The sequence below is a fragment of the Legionella resiliens genome (genome assembly GCF_021344005.1).
Classification (GTDB): Bacteria; Pseudomonadota; Gammaproteobacteria; order Legionellales; family Legionellaceae; genus Legionella; species Legionella resiliens.
Genome location: NZ_JAJTND010000001.1, coordinates 615976 through 634391, shown reverse-complemented (window position 1 = coordinate 634391; position 18416 = coordinate 615976). Strand labels below are relative to the sequence as shown.

Here is an 18416-nt window from a genome sequence, read left to right as displayed (position 1 = left end):
AATTAAATGGCAGTGAGCACAGCCTAACCCAGGATCTCATCGATGGACCCGGGCTGCATTTAAGACGCTTAGATACTTAAATTATTCTTGACGCTTCATCGCATCAAAGAATTCGGCATTGGTTTTGTGATTCTTCATGCGCTCAATCAAGAACTCAATCGCATCACACTCATCCATAGATTGCAGGATTTTGCGCAATATCCAAGTACGTTGTAGATCTTCTGGAGATAATAACAGATCTTCACGACGTGTACCCGAACGGTTGATATTAATTGCAGGGAAGACACGACGTTCAGAAATATTACGACTCAAGTGAATTTCCATATTACCCGTTCCCTTGAATTCTTCGTAAATCACTTCATCCATTTTAGAACCGGTGTCTACCAGAGCTGTAGCAATGATCGTCAGGCTGCCGCCTTCTTCGATATTTCGTGCAGCACCATACAGACGCTTAGGTCTTTGTAACGCATTGGCATCAACACCACCAGTTAATACTTTACCCGATGAAGGAATTACTGTGTTATAAGCTCGGGCCAGGCGAGTAATCGAATCAAGTAAAATCACCACATCACGCTTGTGTTCAACCAAACGCTTGGCTTTTTCGATCACCATTTCCGCAACTTGAACATGGCGGTTTGCAGGTTCATCAAAAGTACTGGCAACCACCTCACCTTTTACAGAACGTTGCATTTCAGTTACTTCTTCAGGACGCTCGTCAATTAATAATACAATGAGATAACATTCAGGATAATTTTTTTCTATAGAGCGTGCGATGTTTTGCAGCATTAATGTTTTACCCGCTTTGGGAGGAGAAACAATCAAACCACGTTGTCCGCGACCAAAAGGAGCACATAAATCGACTACCCGCGCGGTCAAATCTTCAGTACTGCCATTTCCTTGCTCCATTACTAAGCGCTCTGTAGCAAATAAAGGAGTAAGGTTTTCAAATAAAATTTTTCGTTTGGCACTATCAGGTGAATCATAATTGATTTCATCAACTTTCAACAAAGCAAAATAACGTTCACTGTCTTTAGGAGGACGAATTTTACCTGAAATAGTATCACCAGAACGCAAACCGAAACGTCTGATTTGGCTGGGTGAGACATAAATGTCATCGGGGCCTGCCAAATAAGAACCATCGGCAGAACGCAAGAAACCAAAACCATCAGTCAGGACTTCTAAAACACCGTCACCGTGGATGTCTTCGCCTTTTAAGGCGTGCGCCTTAAGAATGGCAAAAATAATTTCTTGTTTGCGCATACGGGAAGGGTTTTCGACACCAATCTCTTGTGCGATGTTAAAAAGATCGGCAATAGGCAATTGCTTAAGTTCACTAAGATTCATACTTCTCACTTGATTTGTTGATTAATTGAATTGGGTATCCGGGAAAATATTATTTAAGAATGCAGCTAAGGATTCTGCTGCCTATGTGACATATTTATATTATATCACATATTGCAGACAGGCTATCACAGCTTTAGTAAAAGGTACAACATTTTTTATATATAAAATAAAAAATTAAACGTGACTCTCAACAAAAGCACTTAATTGAGATTTTGAAAGCAAGCCCATTTTAACTGCTTCAACTTGGCCGTTTTTAAATAAAATCAATGTAGGAATACTCATCACACCAAACTTTGCAGGAGTTTGTGGATGCTCATCGATATTAATTTTGGCAAAAGTTACTTGCTCACCATGAGTAGCAGCTACTTCTTCCAATATAGGCGTCAATGCGCGACATGGGCCACACCATTCAGCCCAAAAGTCAACTAATACAGGCTTATTTGCATTGATTACATCCTGTTCAAAGCTTGCATCTGTTATCGTTTTAATAAGATCACTCATGTGTCAACCTCGGTTGTTTAAAATTCGTTAATTGCCAAACACTCTCTTTGCATGAAGAAATACGCATATTTGACATAGCTTGAATAAAAAATCCTCTGAAAACTCACACCATCTTGCTCGAGTCAAAAGACTGTTTATTCAATCTACACAAATCGGCTATATCCTCAATTTTTACATTAAGAGAAACCGGCTGCAACTTCTATTATAGATCACCACCCACTGCTTGCAACATACTCAATGCAGTAATCGCAGCGGTTTCTGTGCGTAAAATTCTTGGACCTAAGGATAAAGACTGAAATCCATGCTTGTGAGCTAATTGAACTTCATTATCACTAAGTCCCCCTTCAGGACCAATAAGCAAAGCAATAGCATAGGGTCCGATCGTGTAATCTTTCCAGTTTTTATCCTCGCCCGGATGTAAAATCAATTTTAATTGAGCTTGAGTCTCACCGATGTAATGCTCAAGTGTAACAGTAGGATATACTATGGGAACTGTATTTCGACCCGATTGTTCACACGCAGCAATAACAATTGCCTGCCATTGAAGAAGTTTTTTGGTCATTCGTTCCTTATCTAACTTGACCACACACCGCTCTGTAATGATGGGAGTAATGCTAGCTACACCGAGCTCAACGGCTTTTTGCATTACAAACTCCATACGCTCTCCCTTGGAAATAGCTTGTGCCAAGTGGATAGCTAATGGCGACTCACGGCTCACGTCGTTTATTGAGCCTATGACCACAGTAACTTGTTTTTTCTTCACAGCTTCTATTGTTGCATCAAACTCACGATCATCACCACAAAATAAAGTAATATGCTCACCAACCTGCATGCGTAAAACGACGCCGACATGCTGACTCGCTTCTGGAGATAATTCTAAAAGTTGACCTGTATGGTAGTTTCCAGGTTGATAAATGCGTACCGCTCTCATGTGTTTATTGACTCTGTAACTTAGTCTCGCTATATGAAGAACAATTCTTGACTCACTCCCCACGTTCTGCGGCTTGTCCGCAGAATCCAGAAATGATACCTATCTTGGATCCCGCGGACAAGCCGCGGGACGTAAAGTGCATTTCTTTAACTAATGGGGGTATAACCCTCACTGAGGGCAGCGAAACTGCATTCAACTACTTCTTTGTACTGCCCAATACTATAACAAAAATTACTTATTTTTACCCTATGTGGTAGAATTTTTTATTTCACTAAACCCTGTAAGGAAATTAAAAATAATGAGCAAAACACGTATTGAATCTGACAGCATGGGTGAAATTGCTGTTCCTGCCGATAGGTATTGGGGTGCACAGACTGAGCGGTCGCTACATCACTTTAATATAGGCAAAGACATTATGCCACGAGAAGTCACCCACGCTTTTGGTATCTTAAAAAAAGCTGCAGCCTTAACCAACCTGGACTTAGGTAAATTACCGAAGGATAAGGCTGATTTAATTATCCAAGCCGCTGATGAGGTCAGCAAAGGCATGTTGGACGCTCATTTTCCTTTACATGTATGGCAAACCGGAAGCGGCACTCAATCCAATATGAATGCCAATGAAGTCATTTCAAATCGTGCTATTGAGATAGCAGGTGGAGCAATGGGTAGTAAATCGCCGGTTCACCCTAATGATCATGTGAATATGTCTCAGTCTTCGAATGATACATTTCCAACCGCTATGCATATTGCAGCAGCTATCGCCTTCAAGAATAAACTAATCCCGGCAGTAAAAAACTTGCGCGCTGCCTTGGCTGTTAAAATGACGGCATTCAAAGATATAGTTAAAATAGGTCGAACTCATTTACAAGATGCAGTGCCACTTACCTTAGGTCAGGAATTTTCTGGCTATGTCGCCCAGCTTGATGCCTGTATCCGTCGACTTGAGGACGCATTACCCGAATTATACGAATTGGCAGCAGGAGGAACTGCAGTAGGAACCGGGTTAAATACCCATCCCCAATTTGCAACCAAAGTAGCAGAGCACATTGCTCATATAACTCAATTGCCGTTTGTTACTGCAAATAATAAATTTGCTGCCCTGGCCTCCCATGAGGCTTTAGTTAATGCCCACAGTGCCATGAAAGCACTGGCATGTGCTTTAATGAAAATTGCGAATGACATCCGATGGCTAGCTTCTGGCCCCCGTTGCGGCATTGGTGAATTAATCATTCCAGAAAATGAACCCGGATCGTCTATTATGCCTGGAAAAGTCAATCCAACCCAATGTGAAGCCATGACTATGGTTTGTGCTCAGGTTCTGGGGAATGATGCAACTGTGGGAATAGCCGACAGTCAAGGTAATTTTGAGCTGAATGTATTTAAACCCGTCATCATCTTTAACGTACTTCATTCGCTTAATTTATTAACTGACACCTGCCGTTCATTCCAAGAGTTTTGTGCAGAAGGAATCGAAGCCAATCATAAGGTTATTGACTACTACCTGCATCACTCCTTAATGCTCGTCACCGCCCTTAATCAACATATAGGTTATGACAAAGCAGCTAAAATTGCTAAAACGGCTCACCAAGACAATTCTTCCTTACAAGAGGCAGCAGTCAAGCTTGGTATTTTAACAGCGGAACGCTTTGCTGAATTGGTAAGACCAGAAAAGATGATTGGACCAGAGTGATGCAAATCTCTTGAAAAATTATGCTGTTCTATTGCATAGTTGGCCTGTTAATTTGAAAGTATGCTCTCTCTATAAGGAGAGTTTACCAAATTGAATCAATTTAACTCATTCGGGAGCAAAAATGGATTTTTGCTTTTAATAAAGTAATGCAAGGACGAACTTCTTTAACAAGTTTATAGAAAAATAGGGTTCAAGTATGAAGCAAAAAAGAATTATTCATTTGGCACAAAAATCTGAGCCAATGGATCATAAAAACGCAAGGACATCCCATCAAAATATCGAAAAAACAGGTAAGAAAAAAATGAGTTTTTTTGGGGATCGTGCTTCCAGACAATTTGTGAAAGATGAAATGATTAAAGACGGGCTGGATTCAATGCACATAAAAATAGAAATGGAAGAAGCGCGCAAAGCCAAGGAAGATGAAACAAAAAATTTTACACCCTGGTAATTTTAACATATAGGGGTTGAGCACTGCCCAACCCCTACCTCTAAGCACTAATAAACTTCTGCAGCCTCAATACCTTCGCTTCCAGCCTTTGCAAACAGAAAAGCCAACTTAGATACTTATTGTATTACAGGAATTTGTGGCGCAGCATTGCGTTTAGGACCTGGAGTTGATCTTTGAGTAGGATCTTTTGAAGCATAACTCTTTTGCGCTTTAGGTTTATTTACTGTTTGCTGTTGGGCCTCTGTGTTCATCTTCCCATAACCCTGGGTGTTCGTTTGTTCTGAACGTTGCATGTCCATGCATGCACACAATCCTAAAGATAAAGCAATACCAAAACCTAACTTAAGTGACTTTAATTTTATCATATCTAGCTCCCTGCTTCGTTAATTTGAAAGATAAATATAAATTAAAAAATTTAAAATCACCACCTAAATTCAACAAGAATTTTTTTTTCTACCAAAAACCCATATAATCGAATCAACTCTTGTCAAATAAAGGACTTATTATGATTTATCCCAATATCCTTGCCACCATAGGACAAACTCCTGTAGTAAAAATTAATCGCCTCGGTCATGATCTTGATTGTGAGCTGTATGCAAAATGTGAGTTTTTTAATCCAGGCGGCTCTGTTAAAGATCGCATTGGGTATGAAATGGTGGTAAATGCAGAACGCGAGGGTCATATCAGGCCTGGCTATACATTGATTGAGCCTACCTCTGGAAATACAGGAATAGGTATTGCGCTGGCAGGTGCTGTATTAGGCTACAAAGTAATCATTACCATGCCCGAAAAAATGAGCCAAGAAAAACAATCTGTGCTTGAGCGATTGGGAGCAAAGATTTATCGTACCCCAACAGAAGCAGCGTATAATGATCCGGAAAGCCACATTTCTTTGGCTAAAAGGCTGAATGCGGAAATTCCTAATTCCTATATTCTTGATCAATATGCCAACCCCAATAACCCAAATGCCCATTATCGCGGCACTGCTCAAGAAATTATTGATGACTTTGGCAAAGACTTGCATATGGTTGTTGCCGGAGTAGGAACTGGAGGAACAATTACAGGGATTGCCAAACGGCTTAAGGAACATAATCCGCAAATTAAAATTATTGGCGTTGACCCTGAGGGCTCGATTCTTGGTGGTGGAACCGAAATTAAGCCGTATGCAGTAGAGGGAATAGGCTATGATTTCTTTCCAGAAGTTTTAGATAATAGTTTAATTGATCAGTACATTAAAACGAATGATCTGGATTCATTTCGAGCGGCAAGAGATTTGATTCGTGAAGAAGGCTTGTTAGTAGGAGGCTCTTCAGGAGCTGCCATGTGGGCTGCGCTGCAGGCCGCAAAATCCTTGGGTAAGGACCAAAAATGTCTGGTTATTTTACCGGACTCAATCCGCAATTACATGTCTAAATTTGCTAATGATGAATGGATGAAAAAACACGGGTTTATGTAAGCGAACGATTCGGAGCAGAATTGCATCACCCAGATTAATTCTGCTTCATTGGAAGGCTACACGTTTTATCTCAACGCCAAAGTCGATTGATTTTCTAACTGATCGAACAAATCATCAGGTTCAACTTGCCCGGTGACAATCCAAGCCGCTATAGAGTCTGCCAAAAGATCAATCGTGTATTTTTCTTGGTCTTGTGGTTCTCCCACAATAGCAGATTTTTGTCGTGTTTGGGTTAAGTCAGATACAGTTATGGCATTCTTCAATTGAACAGGTAAAAATTTAATGTAGAGCGCCGTAAGTTGCTCGCGAGTTAACTCACCAGCATCGACCATTTTAAGCATGGTCTTACACCATTGGTCATGAGATTGCGCACGATGTTTCTTATGTTCCGCAATCATATTGATAATACCCTTTAGGGTTTGTTCTTGTTCACTTGAATCTACGACAGGCTTAGGTGCAGCAATGGCTAATTGACCAACATAAGCAAAACTTGTTTTATTTTTTTCAGTTACCGCAGGAAAATATTCGTCACCTTGAATCTGAATCATTAAATTAAGTTTATTAGCCATTATTCTTCTCCATCATATACTTCTCTTTTTCTCAGCTCCTTGCCAAGTTCTTTAAAAGATAGAGTAACAGTAATTCCTAGCGTCTGAGCCAAGGCGTTTAAAGCACTTGGCGGTAGCTTGACATCAGGATCGCGTAAATAACTTTTGGGTGTTTCCACACTCAACCCATCAAATACCTCAATATACTTTAAAGGATGGGTATATAACTCATCCACCGCCAGCTGGCGTAATACATAAGCCATACACTCCACTAACTCTGACTTACGAGAACTATTGAGTAGTATTCCCATACGCTCAGGAAGTGTTAAATACGGTTGGTTGCTTATATATTTGGGAAAGTGTTGATAAAAGCGTTCCAAAATTTTTTTCAAAGTTGCATCATTGCCTCGTTGATGGCTACTTTGCAAAGAATCAATCAAAGCCACAGCAACAGCATGAAATTGTTCATTTCCGACATTGATAAAACTATATTCTGCACGTGGTCTAGGTTCATGCTGTACATAAGCTCTATTACTAAAAAAACCCGCCATGATGCTCTCCCAACCTCAATATAACTTCATTCTAATGAATCAAAATTAAGGAAATATTAACTTGCAACATTATGAGATATAAATTTACAGTTAACCTCATTTTTCAAACAAATTATAGTAATAAAATAGTACTTAACATTATAATTCTATACTACATGAAATAATTTTACTCGATTACGCTCTAATAAAACAATGCTTATACTTTTTATACTTAATGATTACCGGAAGTTTATAGCGAACTTTCAACTTAGGGAAATGTTTATGGAGCATTATCAATAAAATGATTGAGTTCGCATTAAAAAGTTACTTCCAACAGCTCTTAATGGGTTAAATCAGTAGCTTCTGAATATGCCAAGAAGGTAACATGATGGTTTAAAAGCAACTTCAAAAGTTAGTGTCTGGTTTTACATAAATTGAGGACTTCCCTTTGAGCCACTTAACCTATTATCTTATTTGTTTATTCCTTGTGCTCTTAACTGTATTTCTTCATTTAAAATACAAAAGAAAACAAATCAACGTGACCCGGTGGCAAAAATCATTAAATTTGCAAGAGCACTCTCAAGTTTTCCGCCAAATTTACAGCGGAGCTAATGGCTTTATGTTATCGCAAAATGCACGTCACAAACATGATGCAATGGAATATGCTTATGGAGAAATTGATTTTTTATCATTTATTGCACTTTTATCTCTAACGAATCCCAATGAAAACACCGTTTTTTATGACTTGGGTTCAGGAACAGGGAAAGCGGTATTAGCCTGCAGCATGGTGTTCCCTATAGCCAAAAGTATTGGCATTGAATTATTTCCCGAACTCTACCTCGATGCATGCAAACGACTTGAGCAATTGGCCGCGATGAAAAATTACGCGGAACAAGCAAAAAAAATTCAGTTCATTTTAGGAGATTTCCTCAAGGTGAATTTTGATGACGCAACGCTTGTTTTTATCAATTCCACTGCCTTTTTTGGCCCAACATGGGAAAAGCTATGTGCTAAGCTGAATCATTTACCACATCTCAATACAGTAATTACAACCAGCAAAGCATTATCCAGTACTCATTTTACTGTGACAACCCGCACTAAAGTTGAGATGAGTTGGGGTGTCGTGTTCGCTTACATCCACACGCGAAAAAACAACTTTTGACTAACTGTCTTGAAAAGATTGAATAATTTTTTTCCCAGTCTATACTTATAAAACAAGGACAATTGTCAGCGCCTAATCTGTATTGGTAGCAGACTTTGAAACACGCGACAACACGAGGTGGGTATGATCAAATCGGAACTCATTGAACACATCGCTGCTCGAATGACGCATCTTACTGAAAAGCAAGTGGCTGATGGCATAAATAGAATATTGGAATTAATGAGTGAGGCACTCATTAAAAATCAAAGGATAGAAATTCGGGGATTTGGCAGCTTTTCTCTTCATTATAGACCTCCCCGCAACGCGCATAATCCCAAAACTGGCGAAAAAGTTGTGACAAAGGCTAAATACAGCCCGCATTTTAAACCAGGAAAAGAATTACGCGAACGTGTCGATGCATCACGTGATAAATATAAATTACCTGATGAAGAATAAGATAAGTTTATTTTTTATTCTTGGCGTAAGCTGGTTTTTATTATCAGCCCTGGGTTCGCTGCACTCACCCAGGGCTAGGTTTATTTTTTATTATCCAATCAAGTACGAGGTAAAGTAACGCCTGTTTGTCCCTGATATTTTCCATTGCGATCTCGATATGAAACGGCACAAACTTCCGTAGCTTCTAAAAATAGCATTTGTGCAACACCTTCATGCGCATAAATTTTGGCGGGCAATGTAGTCGTATTCGAAAACTCCAAAGTTACATGACCTTCCCACTCGGGTTCCAAAGGGGTCACATTAACAATAATGCCACAACGCGCATAAGTCGATTTGCCAAGACAAATAGTCAGGATATTCCGTGGAATACGAAAATATTCTACTGTTCTTGCTAATGCAAAAGAATTGGGAGGAATAATGCACACATCAGATTGCACATCAACAAAGCTGTTTTCATCAAAAGCTTTAGGATCCACAATAGCAGAATTAATATTAGTGAAAATTTTAAACTCATTAGCACACCGAACATCATACCCATAGCTGGATACACCGTATGAAATAATCCTTCCATTGTCATTTTCACGCACTTGTCCGGGTTGAAATGGAGATATCATTCCATGTTCAAGCGCCATTTTTTCTATCCATCTATCTGATTTAATCGACACAATAAAAACCTCATGAAGTCTTCAAAATGAGTGTTCTACCATAAAAGTCAGGCAAACGAAAGATTGTATTGATATTACTCTAAATGATCCATAATTTCTGTGCGTTAAATATTTAACACGCTCTTTAATAAAATTGTTTATACTTAATTATATAAATTGCATAAGTGCTTGTTCGCCAAATGGATGAAGAACCCAAAAGTTACAGTCATGCTGCCAAACAAATTGATTTTGTAATGAAACGTTGCCATCTAGACCATTCAGAAATCAAATTAATTAAAAAACTGATTCAAGATAGTTATAATACTTTAAGCCAATGGCATCATAATAAAATATTTTTGAATGCAGGATTATGGAATAAACAAATCTATGAGGAATATAAACAATTAAATTTTGATTTTTCTGCAGTCTCTGAGGTGCAGGATATTTATTCGCAATTACTGCTTTATTCATTGATAAGACCATTAATAAAAATTCAATTTTTTAATAAGCGATTGCTTGAGATAGGTAGTGGCAATGGTCTTGGGCTTAAAGCAAGTTCGCAACTACTAAAAACTGACTATGCCTTAGGTATCGATTTGGTTAATCGATTAGTGATAAATTCCAATCGTCATTTCTACAAACAAGACAAAGTGAATTACATTCAATCTGATGCAGAAAATTTACCCTTAAGCAATGAATGCTTTGATATTGTTATCAACCTTGAAAGTTCTCATCTTTATCCCATAATTGAGGACTTTTTTTCTGAGGTTGAACGTGTCCTATCTTTAGGTGGATTTTTTTGTTATGCCGATCATTATTTTAAAAATAAAGATCAATCAAACAAATTAGAACAATTTATTAAGAAGGGTGATAAATTAAAAATTATTCAAAAGGTAAATATTACTAAGTGGGTTCAAGCTTCTCTTTATCAACGGTTAATAGTAAATGAAGAAGCTTTCTATCAACAAGCCCTGTATCTCGCTGGGGATGACTTTTACAAACTGCAAGAGGTTGCTGCTGTTTTAGGATTAATATTTCTTCCATGGTGGAAAATCAGGTTTAAAAATCCCGTGCTTCGTTACATTGTGAAAAATACTCGAAGAGATAAGTTTTGGGGTAGAAAATATTATTTTTATTACCTTGTTCAAAAGGTTAAGAAATGAAAAATAAAAAATCCACGAAATACCATGCGTCCTTTATAAAATTGAAACCCAGGATCGTCACTGATCCCAGGTTACATTGAGGCTATTTTTTCTTTGCAGCCATATGGGATAAAATCTCACCCAGCTCCATTGGCATTGGGAAAACAATGGTGGAGTTATTATTGCTTGCTATAGCGGCTAATGTTTGCAAATAACGTAATTGCATTGCCTGAGGTTGTTGTGCCAGAACTTGTGACGCTTGCAGTAATTTTGCTGAGGCTTGTAATTCCCCTTCGGCATGGATCACTTTGGCGCGGCGTTCGCGCTCTGCTTCAGCTTGTCTTGCAATCGCACGGATCATGCTTTCATCTAAATCCACATGCTTAATTTCAACATTAGCCACCTTGATTCCCCAGTTATCTGTTTGTGAATCTAATATCTTTTGTACGTCGGCGTTTAATTGTTCACGCTCAGAAAGCATTTCATCCAACTCATGTTGTCCTAATACAGAGCGGAGTGTTGTTTGTGCTAATTGACTGGTAGCTTCATAGTAATTTTCTACTTGAATAATTGCATTTTCTGGTACTACTACACGAAAATATAACACCGCGTTTACCCTTACTGAAACGTTATCTTTAGATATTATATCTTGACTTGGTACATCCATAACCACAGTTCGTAAATCGACTCGTACCACTTGTTGGATCACTGGAATAATAAGTACCAATCCAGGTCCTTTAACTTTCCAGAAGCGTCCTAACATGAATACTACACCGCGCTCATATTCTCTAAACACTTTAATTGCTGCTATCAAAAGCAATATGATTGCTATGATAATCACTGTGAAAAAAGGTCCCATTTTATCCTCCTTGATTACCTAAATCTTCTTCGATTTCTAACAGGAGCCCTGAGGCTCCGATTACTTTTATTGGCTTGCTTGCTGCAATAAACTTTTTCGAGTGCACACTCCAAATCTCACCACGAATAAATGCCTGCCCTTCAAGATTAATGTCACCAAGCGTACGGCCTTTGGCCCCTATCAAAACAATTAAACCATGTTTCACACTTTGTCGTCTCGCTTTTACTGCCATCCCAAGTATGATCACAAAGAAAAGAATATTCACTAAGGCCATTGCTCCGATTGCCGACCATGCTATTTGGTATGTCTGATTGTCGCTATCAATTAACATAATGGAGCCGATGATAAACGCTATTGTGCCTCCGATACCTAAAGAACCGTATGCAGGTACAAATGCTTCCGCGATAATAAACCCTATTCCCAATAGGATAAGGAAGAAACCTGCATAACTGATTGGTAATAATTGCAATGCATAGAGCGCGATACACATTGATATGGCGCCAATTACTCCTGGTAATATATTGCCTGGGTTGACCAGTTCAAAGAAAATACCATATATCCCTAGTAAAAGAAGGAGATAAGCAACCGTTGGATTAGTAATTATTGATAAAAATCGGGTACGCCAATCAGGCTCGATTAGCTCTATATGCGCATTGCTGGTGTTGAGTGTTATTTTTTGGTTGTTTTGCATTACTGATATGCCATTCAACTGAGAAAGCAAATCGCTTTCATCACGGGCAACGTAGTTAATAACCCCCTGCTTCAGGGCTTCTGTGGAAGTTAATGTCTCAGCGTTCAAAACTGCCTTTTGCGCAAAATCTGGATTACGTCCCCTCAATTGTGCAAGTGCCCTTAAAGTTGCCACCGCATCATTTGTGATTTTTTTCTGCATAGTTGTTTGCTTATTTGTTTGGGTTTCATCAGCAAAACCAGTCATAGCAATATTAACCGGACTTGCAGCTCCTAATTGGGTACCAGGTGCCATAGCTGCCAAGGTACTGGCGTAGAGTAAGTAAGTTCCCGCACTTGCAGCACGGGCGCCATTTGGACTGACATAAGTCACTATGGGAACATTCGATGATAAAAACTTTTGAATAATTTCGCGTGTAGATTCATCAAGTCCGCCTGGCGTATCAAGAGTAATCAGGATTAAATCTGCATTTTGTGCATTATCAATATTACGAATAATGTAATCTGCAGTGGCAGGTCCGATTGCTCCTTTGATTTTAAGTTCGACGACATTTGCTGCATAAGAGTTGGCGGCATAAATGAATAAAATAATAAGGAATACACTGAGCCGAGATAAAATGATGTTCCACCCTGGAGAGGTAAATAGGGACTTTGGCATGCTGTAAGATTTACACATGCTCCTTTCCTTTACGAAAATACGTTATATGATAAAAGATAGCACAGTTTGCGTTATTTATTATTCATTTGGAATGAACAACTGGCAGTACGACTCCTACGCCTCGCGGGCAAACCGCGGGGAGTAGGCTGAGATGTGTGATCAAGGGACAATGCGCTTCAGCAGGCTCCTACAGATTCTGAGCGACCGGTTTTTAGAAATAAACACCAACTTGTGCAGAAACTGTATCCGCAGTACCTCCAGTTCCTATTGTCGGTGCATTTACAAGGCCATTGGGCGCTGCACCGTTGGCAAAATCATTGGATCCATAATCTATTTCATGCCGGTATTCAATACTTTCTACAGTATCTTTCCAAATAGAAATGTTAAATACTCCAATAAATCGATGTTCTGGTAAATTGAGTGCAAGTGCTTCTCGGGTCCTTTGATAGCCAACACCAACAGACGCAGGTCTATTGAATATCCTAAATGTCATATCAATTTCTGTTTGTAATGCTTGGGGTTTTGCACCATGACCATTGAAACTCAGATCCTGAGCTCTGAATGCCTCAATGGTCCCAACCCATTCAGCAGCAAAGTTAAATCGATCGTAAGCAAGATTACCATGTACATCCACAGCTTCCGTTTTACGCACGAGTTCATTTCCATTGAGTAAAGAACCGAAACCGCCAAACGTTCCGGGGTTTGCTGCAGTATTTTGCATTCCAGCTGCATCATTAATTGAACTGATATAACTTGCGCCTATTTCACCACTCATTTTGTCAAATCCAAAGACATAACCTCCGTTCACACCTCCGACTCCAGCTCTTCCCAGCATGGTATCACTTCGATAAATGTATGTTGAAACAAATGGTCCTGTATCTTCTTGAGATTTATAGCCTATTATAAAAGGCCTTGTTTTAGTGCGAGCCATATCCAAAGTTAATGGCGAACTGATCATCGAGCTGGAATAACGGCCAAAAGGCACATACAACTGACCTGCAGTAAAATAGAATGGCGTTTTGTCCAAATTACCGATATTAACAAAGCCCATATTGAGGTTAAATGCTGAATTATTAATTCTTGGGCCAACCTCCGGGGGGCTTGAATCATATGCAATTGCTATGTAGGCCTCAACGTTTTGGTTTAGCGCAGCAGCAACATCTAACTCACTTGAGCCTAGGGTTAAGTCAACATTTGTCCCACCAACATAATCGCTATTGAGCATACCTACTGGTTCGGCTTTACCGCTCAGTGCAATGATTGGCCTGTCAGGAATTGGGTAGCCCATATTCCGATATGCTCTATATAATCTTCGGCGTTGTTGCATCAAACGAATATCGCGATTGATACTCGAGATATTAACAATATAGTCTGACCCATCAAACGCAGGTCTATCTCCCAAATATGGAGACGCGACCACCGGCGTTCCCGCAACGTAAGTCACCACACGCCCCTCAGCCACTAAAGCGGTTGGATAAAATCCAACTGACTCAGGATGTTCTTCAGGCGTATGCACCGACAGCGTTGATGAGTGATATTTGACCATGTTATCTTGCTTGATTTGGTCATGTTCATGCTTTTTTCCATGTTGAACATGAGCTTTGGACTCTTGTTTCTTTACTTCTTTTTTGCTCGACTTGCTTGGATGTTTCACTTTATGTGAAACCATTTCCTTTTGTAACGAATTTAGTTGAGCTTGTAATTCTTGTGCTTGTTTTTGTAGGCGAGCGATTTGACGTTGTAACTGTTGATCATGTTCCGCATAGAGTGGCGATGACAAACAGACTAGGGCCAATATTATTTTTTTATACTGCATGCGGTACTCCTGTTCATTATTTTTACTTCCACATCGGAATGGCAGAAAATTATAGCTTGGGAAACACGGAGTGGCTAGCCTCTTTTTTACAAATTTGCTTAAATTTTGTAACCTTCATTTGTATAAAAAAAAAGCCCATCACAAAGTATGGGCTTAATGAATGGAGCGATTTGGTGATTACGCGTTGCCGATTAACTTCAGACCAAAATATGGACCATAAACTCCGTAATCCACTGCGCGAACAGGACCAAATAAATTGGGAAGTACTTGCTCTTCCAATACATGGAAATAATTGACCACTTGATAGCCTACTTGGATATTAGCAAGACCTATAGGAGTAGCGTGGGCATAATTTACTCCAAGTTTTGCTTCCAAGCTCGGAACAATAGCATTTTTGCGTAAAGATACTTGCTCAACAATAGCGTGAAGCGGAGTGAAGATAAAACCGGCATGATAGCGATTTGTCCCATAGAGAATGGAACCCCCTCCATTTGCGGTAACGCTTAATGAGTCTGTAATGTAGTATGCATAATTAATTCCAGCTACCGGTCCAATCCCTTTATAGTCAGTATTGTCAAACTTGCTAAATGGATTGCTAGCAAGTGAAGGAACAATACTTGTTATATAATAGTTATCCCCGGTTGATTGAATGTTTGCGTATTGCAAACCTGCATAGAAACGTATTTTTTTTCTTATACTGAAATCAGTATGTTGTCCCATCACTACATTAACTTGATCGATTCTATTTCGGTTAATGAATTCAAATGGAGCAGGTATCAGTGGAATATTTGCTGCAGGGATAGTTAACGATCCAAAAAGCTCAGTTGGTCCTGCAGATGTACTGAAGTGCATCCAGTTGATAGTAATATCATTTCCCGTATTGAAATGGTAGGAACCTTCTAAAAAATATCCCCAGTTCCAGTCATTTTTTAATTCTTTATTTAAAGGCGCTGTACCAAATTGAAATGCTTTCTCAGCACCATAAACCGATCTTAAATATAGTGCTTGCGCACCGAAGTCCCAGAGATTTGTCGCACATGGAACAGTGACATTACCTGGGGTACAAACTGGGCCCATACTTCCGGCAGTAGCTATACTTGCTGCCAATCCTAATACAGCTATAGTTGCTTTCTTAAACATGAATACTCCGTTAGAAAAAAAAAGCCCATCATGAATGACGGGCTTTCATAAGATCTTAATCAATTAAGAAATTAAACATTTCCTACATACTTCAGACCGAAGTAAGGACCAGCAGCAGCAAAGTCAGTTGAAGTTACTGGTAATACAGTTGTGTTCAACGCATGGATGTAGTCAAACCACATGTATCCAGCATCCAGAGTTAAATCACCTTGCGCCATTGCGTAAGTATAGCTAGCACCTAACTTAGCTTCTAATTCTGGAACGATTGATGTTCTGGTTCCACTAACATCAACAGTGAAGATACCAAAACCAGCATCACCGTCAGTGTCAACGAAATCAACACCATAGCTATGCTTTTGCGAACCAACTAATACTGCAGCAGCTGCTTTAGCATAAATTCCGAAGCCATTGCCAAATACGTAGTTCATGTCAATACCAGTACGTGGACCAAATCCGTTGTACTGAGTGCTGCCATTGAATCCAACTGTAAAGTCAGGGATACCGGCATCGAAGTCTGTTGCAAACGCATGAACACTTCTCTTGATGCTAGCAAATTGGAAACCGCCGTGGAAACGGATTTTCTTGTTCGCGCTGAAGTCAACATATTGACCGAATTCACCGTTCACTGCATCCCATCTGTTTTTGTTACCAAAACCAATTAATGTGTCTGGATCAAAAGAAGGAACGAATGTATGATTGTTCCAACCTGTATCCAAGTGATACCAAGTCAGAGTAATGTCGTTTCCGGTATTGAAATGGTAAGAACCTTCAATCTGGAATCCCCAGTTCCATTGCGCGTCCAGTTCAGTGTTAATCGCAACACCTGTTGGAGTAGTACCGACGTTTAATGAAATATCGTTATCGGTCATTGTTTGTAAAATTAATGCTTGTCCGCCGATATTCCATCCGGTAGCTGGGCAAGGAACAGTGACGTTACCTGGGGTGCAAACTGGACCCATGGTACCAGCGAATACTGCACTGCTACCTAAAGCAAGAACAGCTAACGCTGTTTTTTTCAAATTTAACATGCTTATCTCCACTTTTTATTATTATTTCCGTTCGTTACCAATTTTAAATTGAGCAACGGTACGCATATTCGCTCTATACCGAGAGCGTACCTTGCTCAATTATCTTACCTGACCCTTGTAAAGTCAACAGTATTGATTAAATTTTTAAAATGATAGCGAATTAAATGTTTCCTATATACTTCAGACCAAAGTAAGGACCAGCAGCAGCAAAATCAGTTGAAGTTACTGGCAATACAGTTGTGTTCAACGCATGGATATAGTCAAACCACATGTATCCTGCATCCAGAATTAAGTCACCTTGCGCTATCGGATAAGCATAGCTAGCACCTAACTTAGCTTCTAATTCTGGAACGACTGATGTTCTGCTTCCACTAACATCAACAGTAAAGATGCCAAAAGGAACATCACCATCGCCATTGGTGTCAACGAAATCAACACCGTAACCATGCTTTTGCGAACCAACTAATACTGCAGCAGCTGCTTTAGCATAAATTCCAAAGCCGTTGCCAAATACGTAGTTCATGTCAATACCAGTACGTGGACCAAATCCGTTGTACTCAGTGCTGCCATTGAATCCAACTGTAAAGTCGGGGATACCGGCATCGAAGTCTGTTGCAAACGCATGAACACTTCTCTTGATGCTAGCAAATTGGAAACCGCCGTGGAAACGGATTTTCTTGTTCGCACTGAAGTCAACAAATTGACCGAGCTCACCGTTCACTGCATCCCATCTGTTTTTGTTACCAAAACCAATTAATGTGTCTGGATCAAAAGAAGGAACGAATGTATGATTGTTCCAACCTGTATCCAAGTGATACCAATTCACATTGATGTCGTTTCCAGTATTGAAATGGTAAGAACCTTCAATCTGGAATCCCCAGTTCCATTGCGCATCCAGCTCAGTGTTAATCGCAACACCTGTTGGAGTAGTAGCGATATTCAATGAAACATCGTTATCGGTCATTGTTTGTAAAATTAATGCTTGTCCGCCGATATTCCATCCGGTAGCTGGGCAAGGAACAGTGACGTTACCTGGAGTGCAAACTGGACCCATGGTACCAGCGAATACTGCACTGCTGCCTAAAGCTAAAATTGCCAAAGTTGTTTTCTTTAAACTTAACATGCTTATGTCTCCGCATAAATTATTATTAGTTCCTCTTTAATTGATAACTCTCTACTAGGAGTTGTCATTAGCATGCCTTCGTCGCTTCAGGGTCGATGCATGCAACAGTGTGAGTATTAGCAGTGGAATAGAATAAGTCAAGAAATTTTGCAAAAAAAAATTAATATTTTTCAATTAGATATGTATTTTTTGTACGAAGAATATCTTTTTTGAGCAGGGTGGTAATTCTTTTGATTTAGGCGTGTAAAAATCCGATTTGCAAGTACTTTTC

General features: G+C 39.5%; 19 protein-coding genes. 6 read left to right on the top strand and 13 right to left on the bottom strand.

Annotation, left to right across the window (positions count from 1 at the left end):
• Nucleotides 1-81 precede the first annotated feature (81 nt).
• The 3 genes from rho to LXO92_RS02695 form a co-directional block, all read right to left on the bottom strand.
• The gene (rho, locus tag LXO92_RS02705) at nt 82-1344 is read right to left on the bottom strand and encodes a transcription termination factor Rho (protein ID WP_182351217.1); all 1263 of its coding nucleotides are present in this window, start codon (nt 1342-1344) and stop codon (nt 82-84) included.
• A 174-nt stretch (nt 1345-1518) separates the two neighbouring features.
• Nucleotides 1519-1845 (bottom strand): thioredoxin, encoded by a 327-nt coding sequence (trxA, locus tag LXO92_RS02700; protein ID WP_019232745.1) that lies wholly within the window; start codon nt 1843-1845, stop codon nt 1519-1521.
• Between the two features lie 202 nt (nt 1846-2047).
• A complete protein-coding gene (locus tag LXO92_RS02695) occupies nt 2048-2776 on the bottom strand; it encodes a 16S rRNA (uracil(1498)-N(3))-methyltransferase (RefSeq protein ID WP_182351216.1) in 729 nt (242 codons plus the stop codon).
• Nucleotides 2777-3074: 298 nt separating this feature from the next.
• Here LXO92_RS02695 and fumC point away from each other — a divergent pair, with 298 nt between their 5' ends.
• Nucleotides 3075-4466, top strand: a complete 1392-nt coding sequence (fumC, locus tag LXO92_RS02690; protein WP_182351215.1) for a class II fumarate hydratase — start codon at nt 3075-3077, stop codon at nt 4464-4466.
• 196 nt (nt 4467-4662) lie between these two features.
• Entirely contained in the window at nt 4663-4914 is a 252-nt protein-coding gene (locus LXO92_RS02685) for a hypothetical protein (protein WP_182351214.1), read from the top strand.
• Nucleotides 4915-5030: 116 nt separating this feature from the next.
• Here LXO92_RS02685 and LXO92_RS02680 read toward each other — a convergent pair whose 3' ends face one another.
• Nucleotides 5031-5279, bottom strand: a complete 249-nt coding sequence (locus LXO92_RS02680; RefSeq protein WP_182351213.1) for a hypothetical protein — start codon at nt 5277-5279, stop codon at nt 5031-5033.
• Between the two features lie 140 nt (nt 5280-5419).
• Between LXO92_RS02680 and LXO92_RS02675 the strand changes: the two genes are divergently transcribed.
• A complete protein-coding gene (locus LXO92_RS02675; RefSeq protein WP_182351212.1) occupies nt 5420-6370 on the top strand; it encodes a pyridoxal-phosphate dependent enzyme in 951 nt (316 codons plus the stop codon).
• Nucleotides 6371-6435: 65 nt separating this feature from the next.
• On the opposite strand, the gene LXO92_RS02670 is transcribed toward LXO92_RS02675, so the two are convergent.
• A complete protein-coding gene (locus tag LXO92_RS02670; RefSeq protein ID WP_182351211.1) occupies nt 6436-6939 on the bottom strand; it encodes a hypothetical protein in 504 nt (167 codons plus the stop codon).
• A complete protein-coding gene (locus LXO92_RS02665) occupies nt 6939-7469 on the bottom strand; it encodes a transposase (RefSeq protein ID WP_182351210.1) in 531 nt (176 codons plus the stop codon). The genes LXO92_RS02670 and LXO92_RS02665 overlap by 1 nt, the downstream gene beginning before the upstream one ends.
• 412 nt (nt 7470-7881) lie before the next feature.
• On the opposite strand from LXO92_RS02665, the gene LXO92_RS02660 reads away from it, so the two are divergent.
• Nucleotides 7882-8610, top strand: a complete 729-nt coding sequence (locus LXO92_RS02660) for a class I SAM-dependent methyltransferase (protein WP_182352707.1) — start codon at nt 7882-7884, stop codon at nt 8608-8610.
• 123 nt (nt 8611-8733) lie between these two features.
• A complete protein-coding gene (locus LXO92_RS02655) occupies nt 8734-9045 on the top strand; it encodes an integration host factor subunit beta (RefSeq protein ID WP_058459016.1) in 312 nt (103 codons plus the stop codon).
• A 98-nt stretch (nt 9046-9143) separates the two neighbouring features.
• Here LXO92_RS02655 and dcd read toward each other — a convergent pair whose 3' ends face one another.
• A complete protein-coding gene (gene dcd, locus LXO92_RS02650; protein ID WP_182351209.1) occupies nt 9144-9710 on the bottom strand; it encodes a dCTP deaminase in 567 nt (188 codons plus the stop codon).
• Nucleotides 9711-9889: 179 nt separating this feature from the next.
• Between dcd and LXO92_RS02645 the strand changes: the two genes are divergently transcribed.
• Nucleotides 9890-10852, top strand: a complete 963-nt coding sequence (locus LXO92_RS02645) for a class I SAM-dependent methyltransferase (RefSeq protein WP_182351208.1) — start codon at nt 9890-9892, stop codon at nt 10850-10852.
• An 82-nt stretch (nt 10853-10934) separates the two neighbouring features.
• On the opposite strand, the gene LXO92_RS02640 is transcribed toward LXO92_RS02645, so the two are convergent.
• From LXO92_RS02640 to LXO92_RS02615, 6 genes are all read right to left on the bottom strand, one after another.
• Nucleotides 10935-11690, bottom strand: a complete 756-nt coding sequence (locus LXO92_RS02640) for a slipin family protein (RefSeq protein WP_182351207.1) — start codon at nt 11688-11690, stop codon at nt 10935-10937.
• A 1-nt stretch (nt 11691) separates the two neighbouring features.
• A complete protein-coding gene (locus LXO92_RS02635; protein WP_232890351.1) occupies nt 11692-13056 on the bottom strand; it encodes an NfeD family protein in 1365 nt (454 codons plus the stop codon).
• Between the two features lie 193 nt (nt 13057-13249).
• Nucleotides 13250-14854, bottom strand: a complete 1605-nt coding sequence (locus LXO92_RS02630; RefSeq protein WP_182351206.1) for an LbtU family siderophore porin — start codon at nt 14852-14854, stop codon at nt 13250-13252.
• 177 nt (nt 14855-15031) lie between these two features.
• Nucleotides 15032-15994, bottom strand: a complete 963-nt coding sequence (locus tag LXO92_RS02625; protein WP_182351205.1) for an Lpg1974 family pore-forming outer membrane protein — start codon at nt 15992-15994, stop codon at nt 15032-15034.
• Nucleotides 15995-16065: 71 nt separating this feature from the next.
• Nucleotides 16066-17022 (bottom strand): Lpg1974 family pore-forming outer membrane protein, encoded by a 957-nt coding sequence (locus LXO92_RS02620; protein WP_182351204.1) that lies wholly within the window; start codon nt 17020-17022, stop codon nt 16066-16068.
• A gap of 160 nt (nt 17023-17182) precedes the next feature.
• A complete protein-coding gene (locus tag LXO92_RS02615; protein WP_182351203.1) occupies nt 17183-18145 on the bottom strand; it encodes an Lpg1974 family pore-forming outer membrane protein in 963 nt (320 codons plus the stop codon).
• Nucleotides 18146-18416: the final 271 nt, after the last annotated feature.

What these genes read in the sequence shown, in the direction of transcription:
- LXO92_RS02695 (WP_182351216.1), bottom strand. Translation starts at nt 2,776, where the DNA reads ATGAGAGCGGTACGCATTTATCAACCTGGAAACTACCATACAGGTCAA.
- LXO92_RS02630 (WP_182351206.1), bottom strand. Translation starts at nt 14,854, where the DNA reads ATGCAGTATAAAAAAATAATATTGGCCCTAGTCTGTTTGTCATCGCCA.
- trxA (WP_019232745.1), bottom strand. Translation starts at nt 1,845, where the DNA reads ATGAGTGATCTTATTAAAACGATAACAGATGCAAGCTTTGAACAGGAT.
- LXO92_RS02645 (WP_182351208.1), top strand. Translation starts at nt 9,890, where the DNA reads ATGGATGAAGAACCCAAAAGTTACAGTCATGCTGCCAAACAAATTGAT.
- LXO92_RS02655 (WP_058459016.1), top strand. Translation starts at nt 8,734, where the DNA reads ATGATCAAATCGGAACTCATTGAACACATCGCTGCTCGAATGACGCAT.
- LXO92_RS02620 (WP_182351204.1), bottom strand. Translation starts at nt 17,022, where the DNA reads ATGTTAAATTTGAAAAAAACAGCGTTAGCTGTTCTTGCTTTAGGTAGC.
- LXO92_RS02625 (WP_182351205.1), bottom strand. Translation starts at nt 15,994, where the DNA reads ATGTTTAAGAAAGCAACTATAGCTGTATTAGGATTGGCAGCAAGTATA.
- fumC (WP_182351215.1), top strand. Translation starts at nt 3,075, where the DNA reads ATGAGCAAAACACGTATTGAATCTGACAGCATGGGTGAAATTGCTGTT.
- LXO92_RS02665 (WP_182351210.1), bottom strand. Translation starts at nt 7,469, where the DNA reads ATGGCGGGTTTTTTTAGTAATAGAGCTTATGTACAGCATGAACCTAGA.
- rho (WP_182351217.1), bottom strand. Translation starts at nt 1,344, where the DNA reads ATGAATCTTAGTGAACTTAAGCAATTGCCTATTGCCGATCTTTTTAAC.
- LXO92_RS02635 (WP_232890351.1), bottom strand. Translation starts at nt 13,056, where the DNA reads ATGTGTAAATCTTACAGCATGCCAAAGTCCCTATTTACCTCTCCAGGG.
- LXO92_RS02640 (WP_182351207.1), bottom strand. Translation starts at nt 11,690, where the DNA reads ATGGGACCTTTTTTCACAGTGATTATCATAGCAATCATATTGCTTTTG.
- LXO92_RS02675 (WP_182351212.1), top strand. Translation starts at nt 5,420, where the DNA reads ATGATTTATCCCAATATCCTTGCCACCATAGGACAAACTCCTGTAGTA.
- LXO92_RS02615 (WP_182351203.1), bottom strand. Translation starts at nt 18,145, where the DNA reads ATGTTAAGTTTAAAGAAAACAACTTTGGCAATTTTAGCTTTAGGCAGC.
- LXO92_RS02680 (WP_182351213.1), bottom strand. Translation starts at nt 5,279, where the DNA reads ATGATAAAATTAAAGTCACTTAAGTTAGGTTTTGGTATTGCTTTATCT.
- LXO92_RS02670 (WP_182351211.1), bottom strand. Translation starts at nt 6,939, where the DNA reads ATGGCTAATAAACTTAATTTAATGATTCAGATTCAAGGTGACGAATAT.
- LXO92_RS02685 (WP_182351214.1), top strand. Translation starts at nt 4,663, where the DNA reads ATGAAGCAAAAAAGAATTATTCATTTGGCACAAAAATCTGAGCCAATG.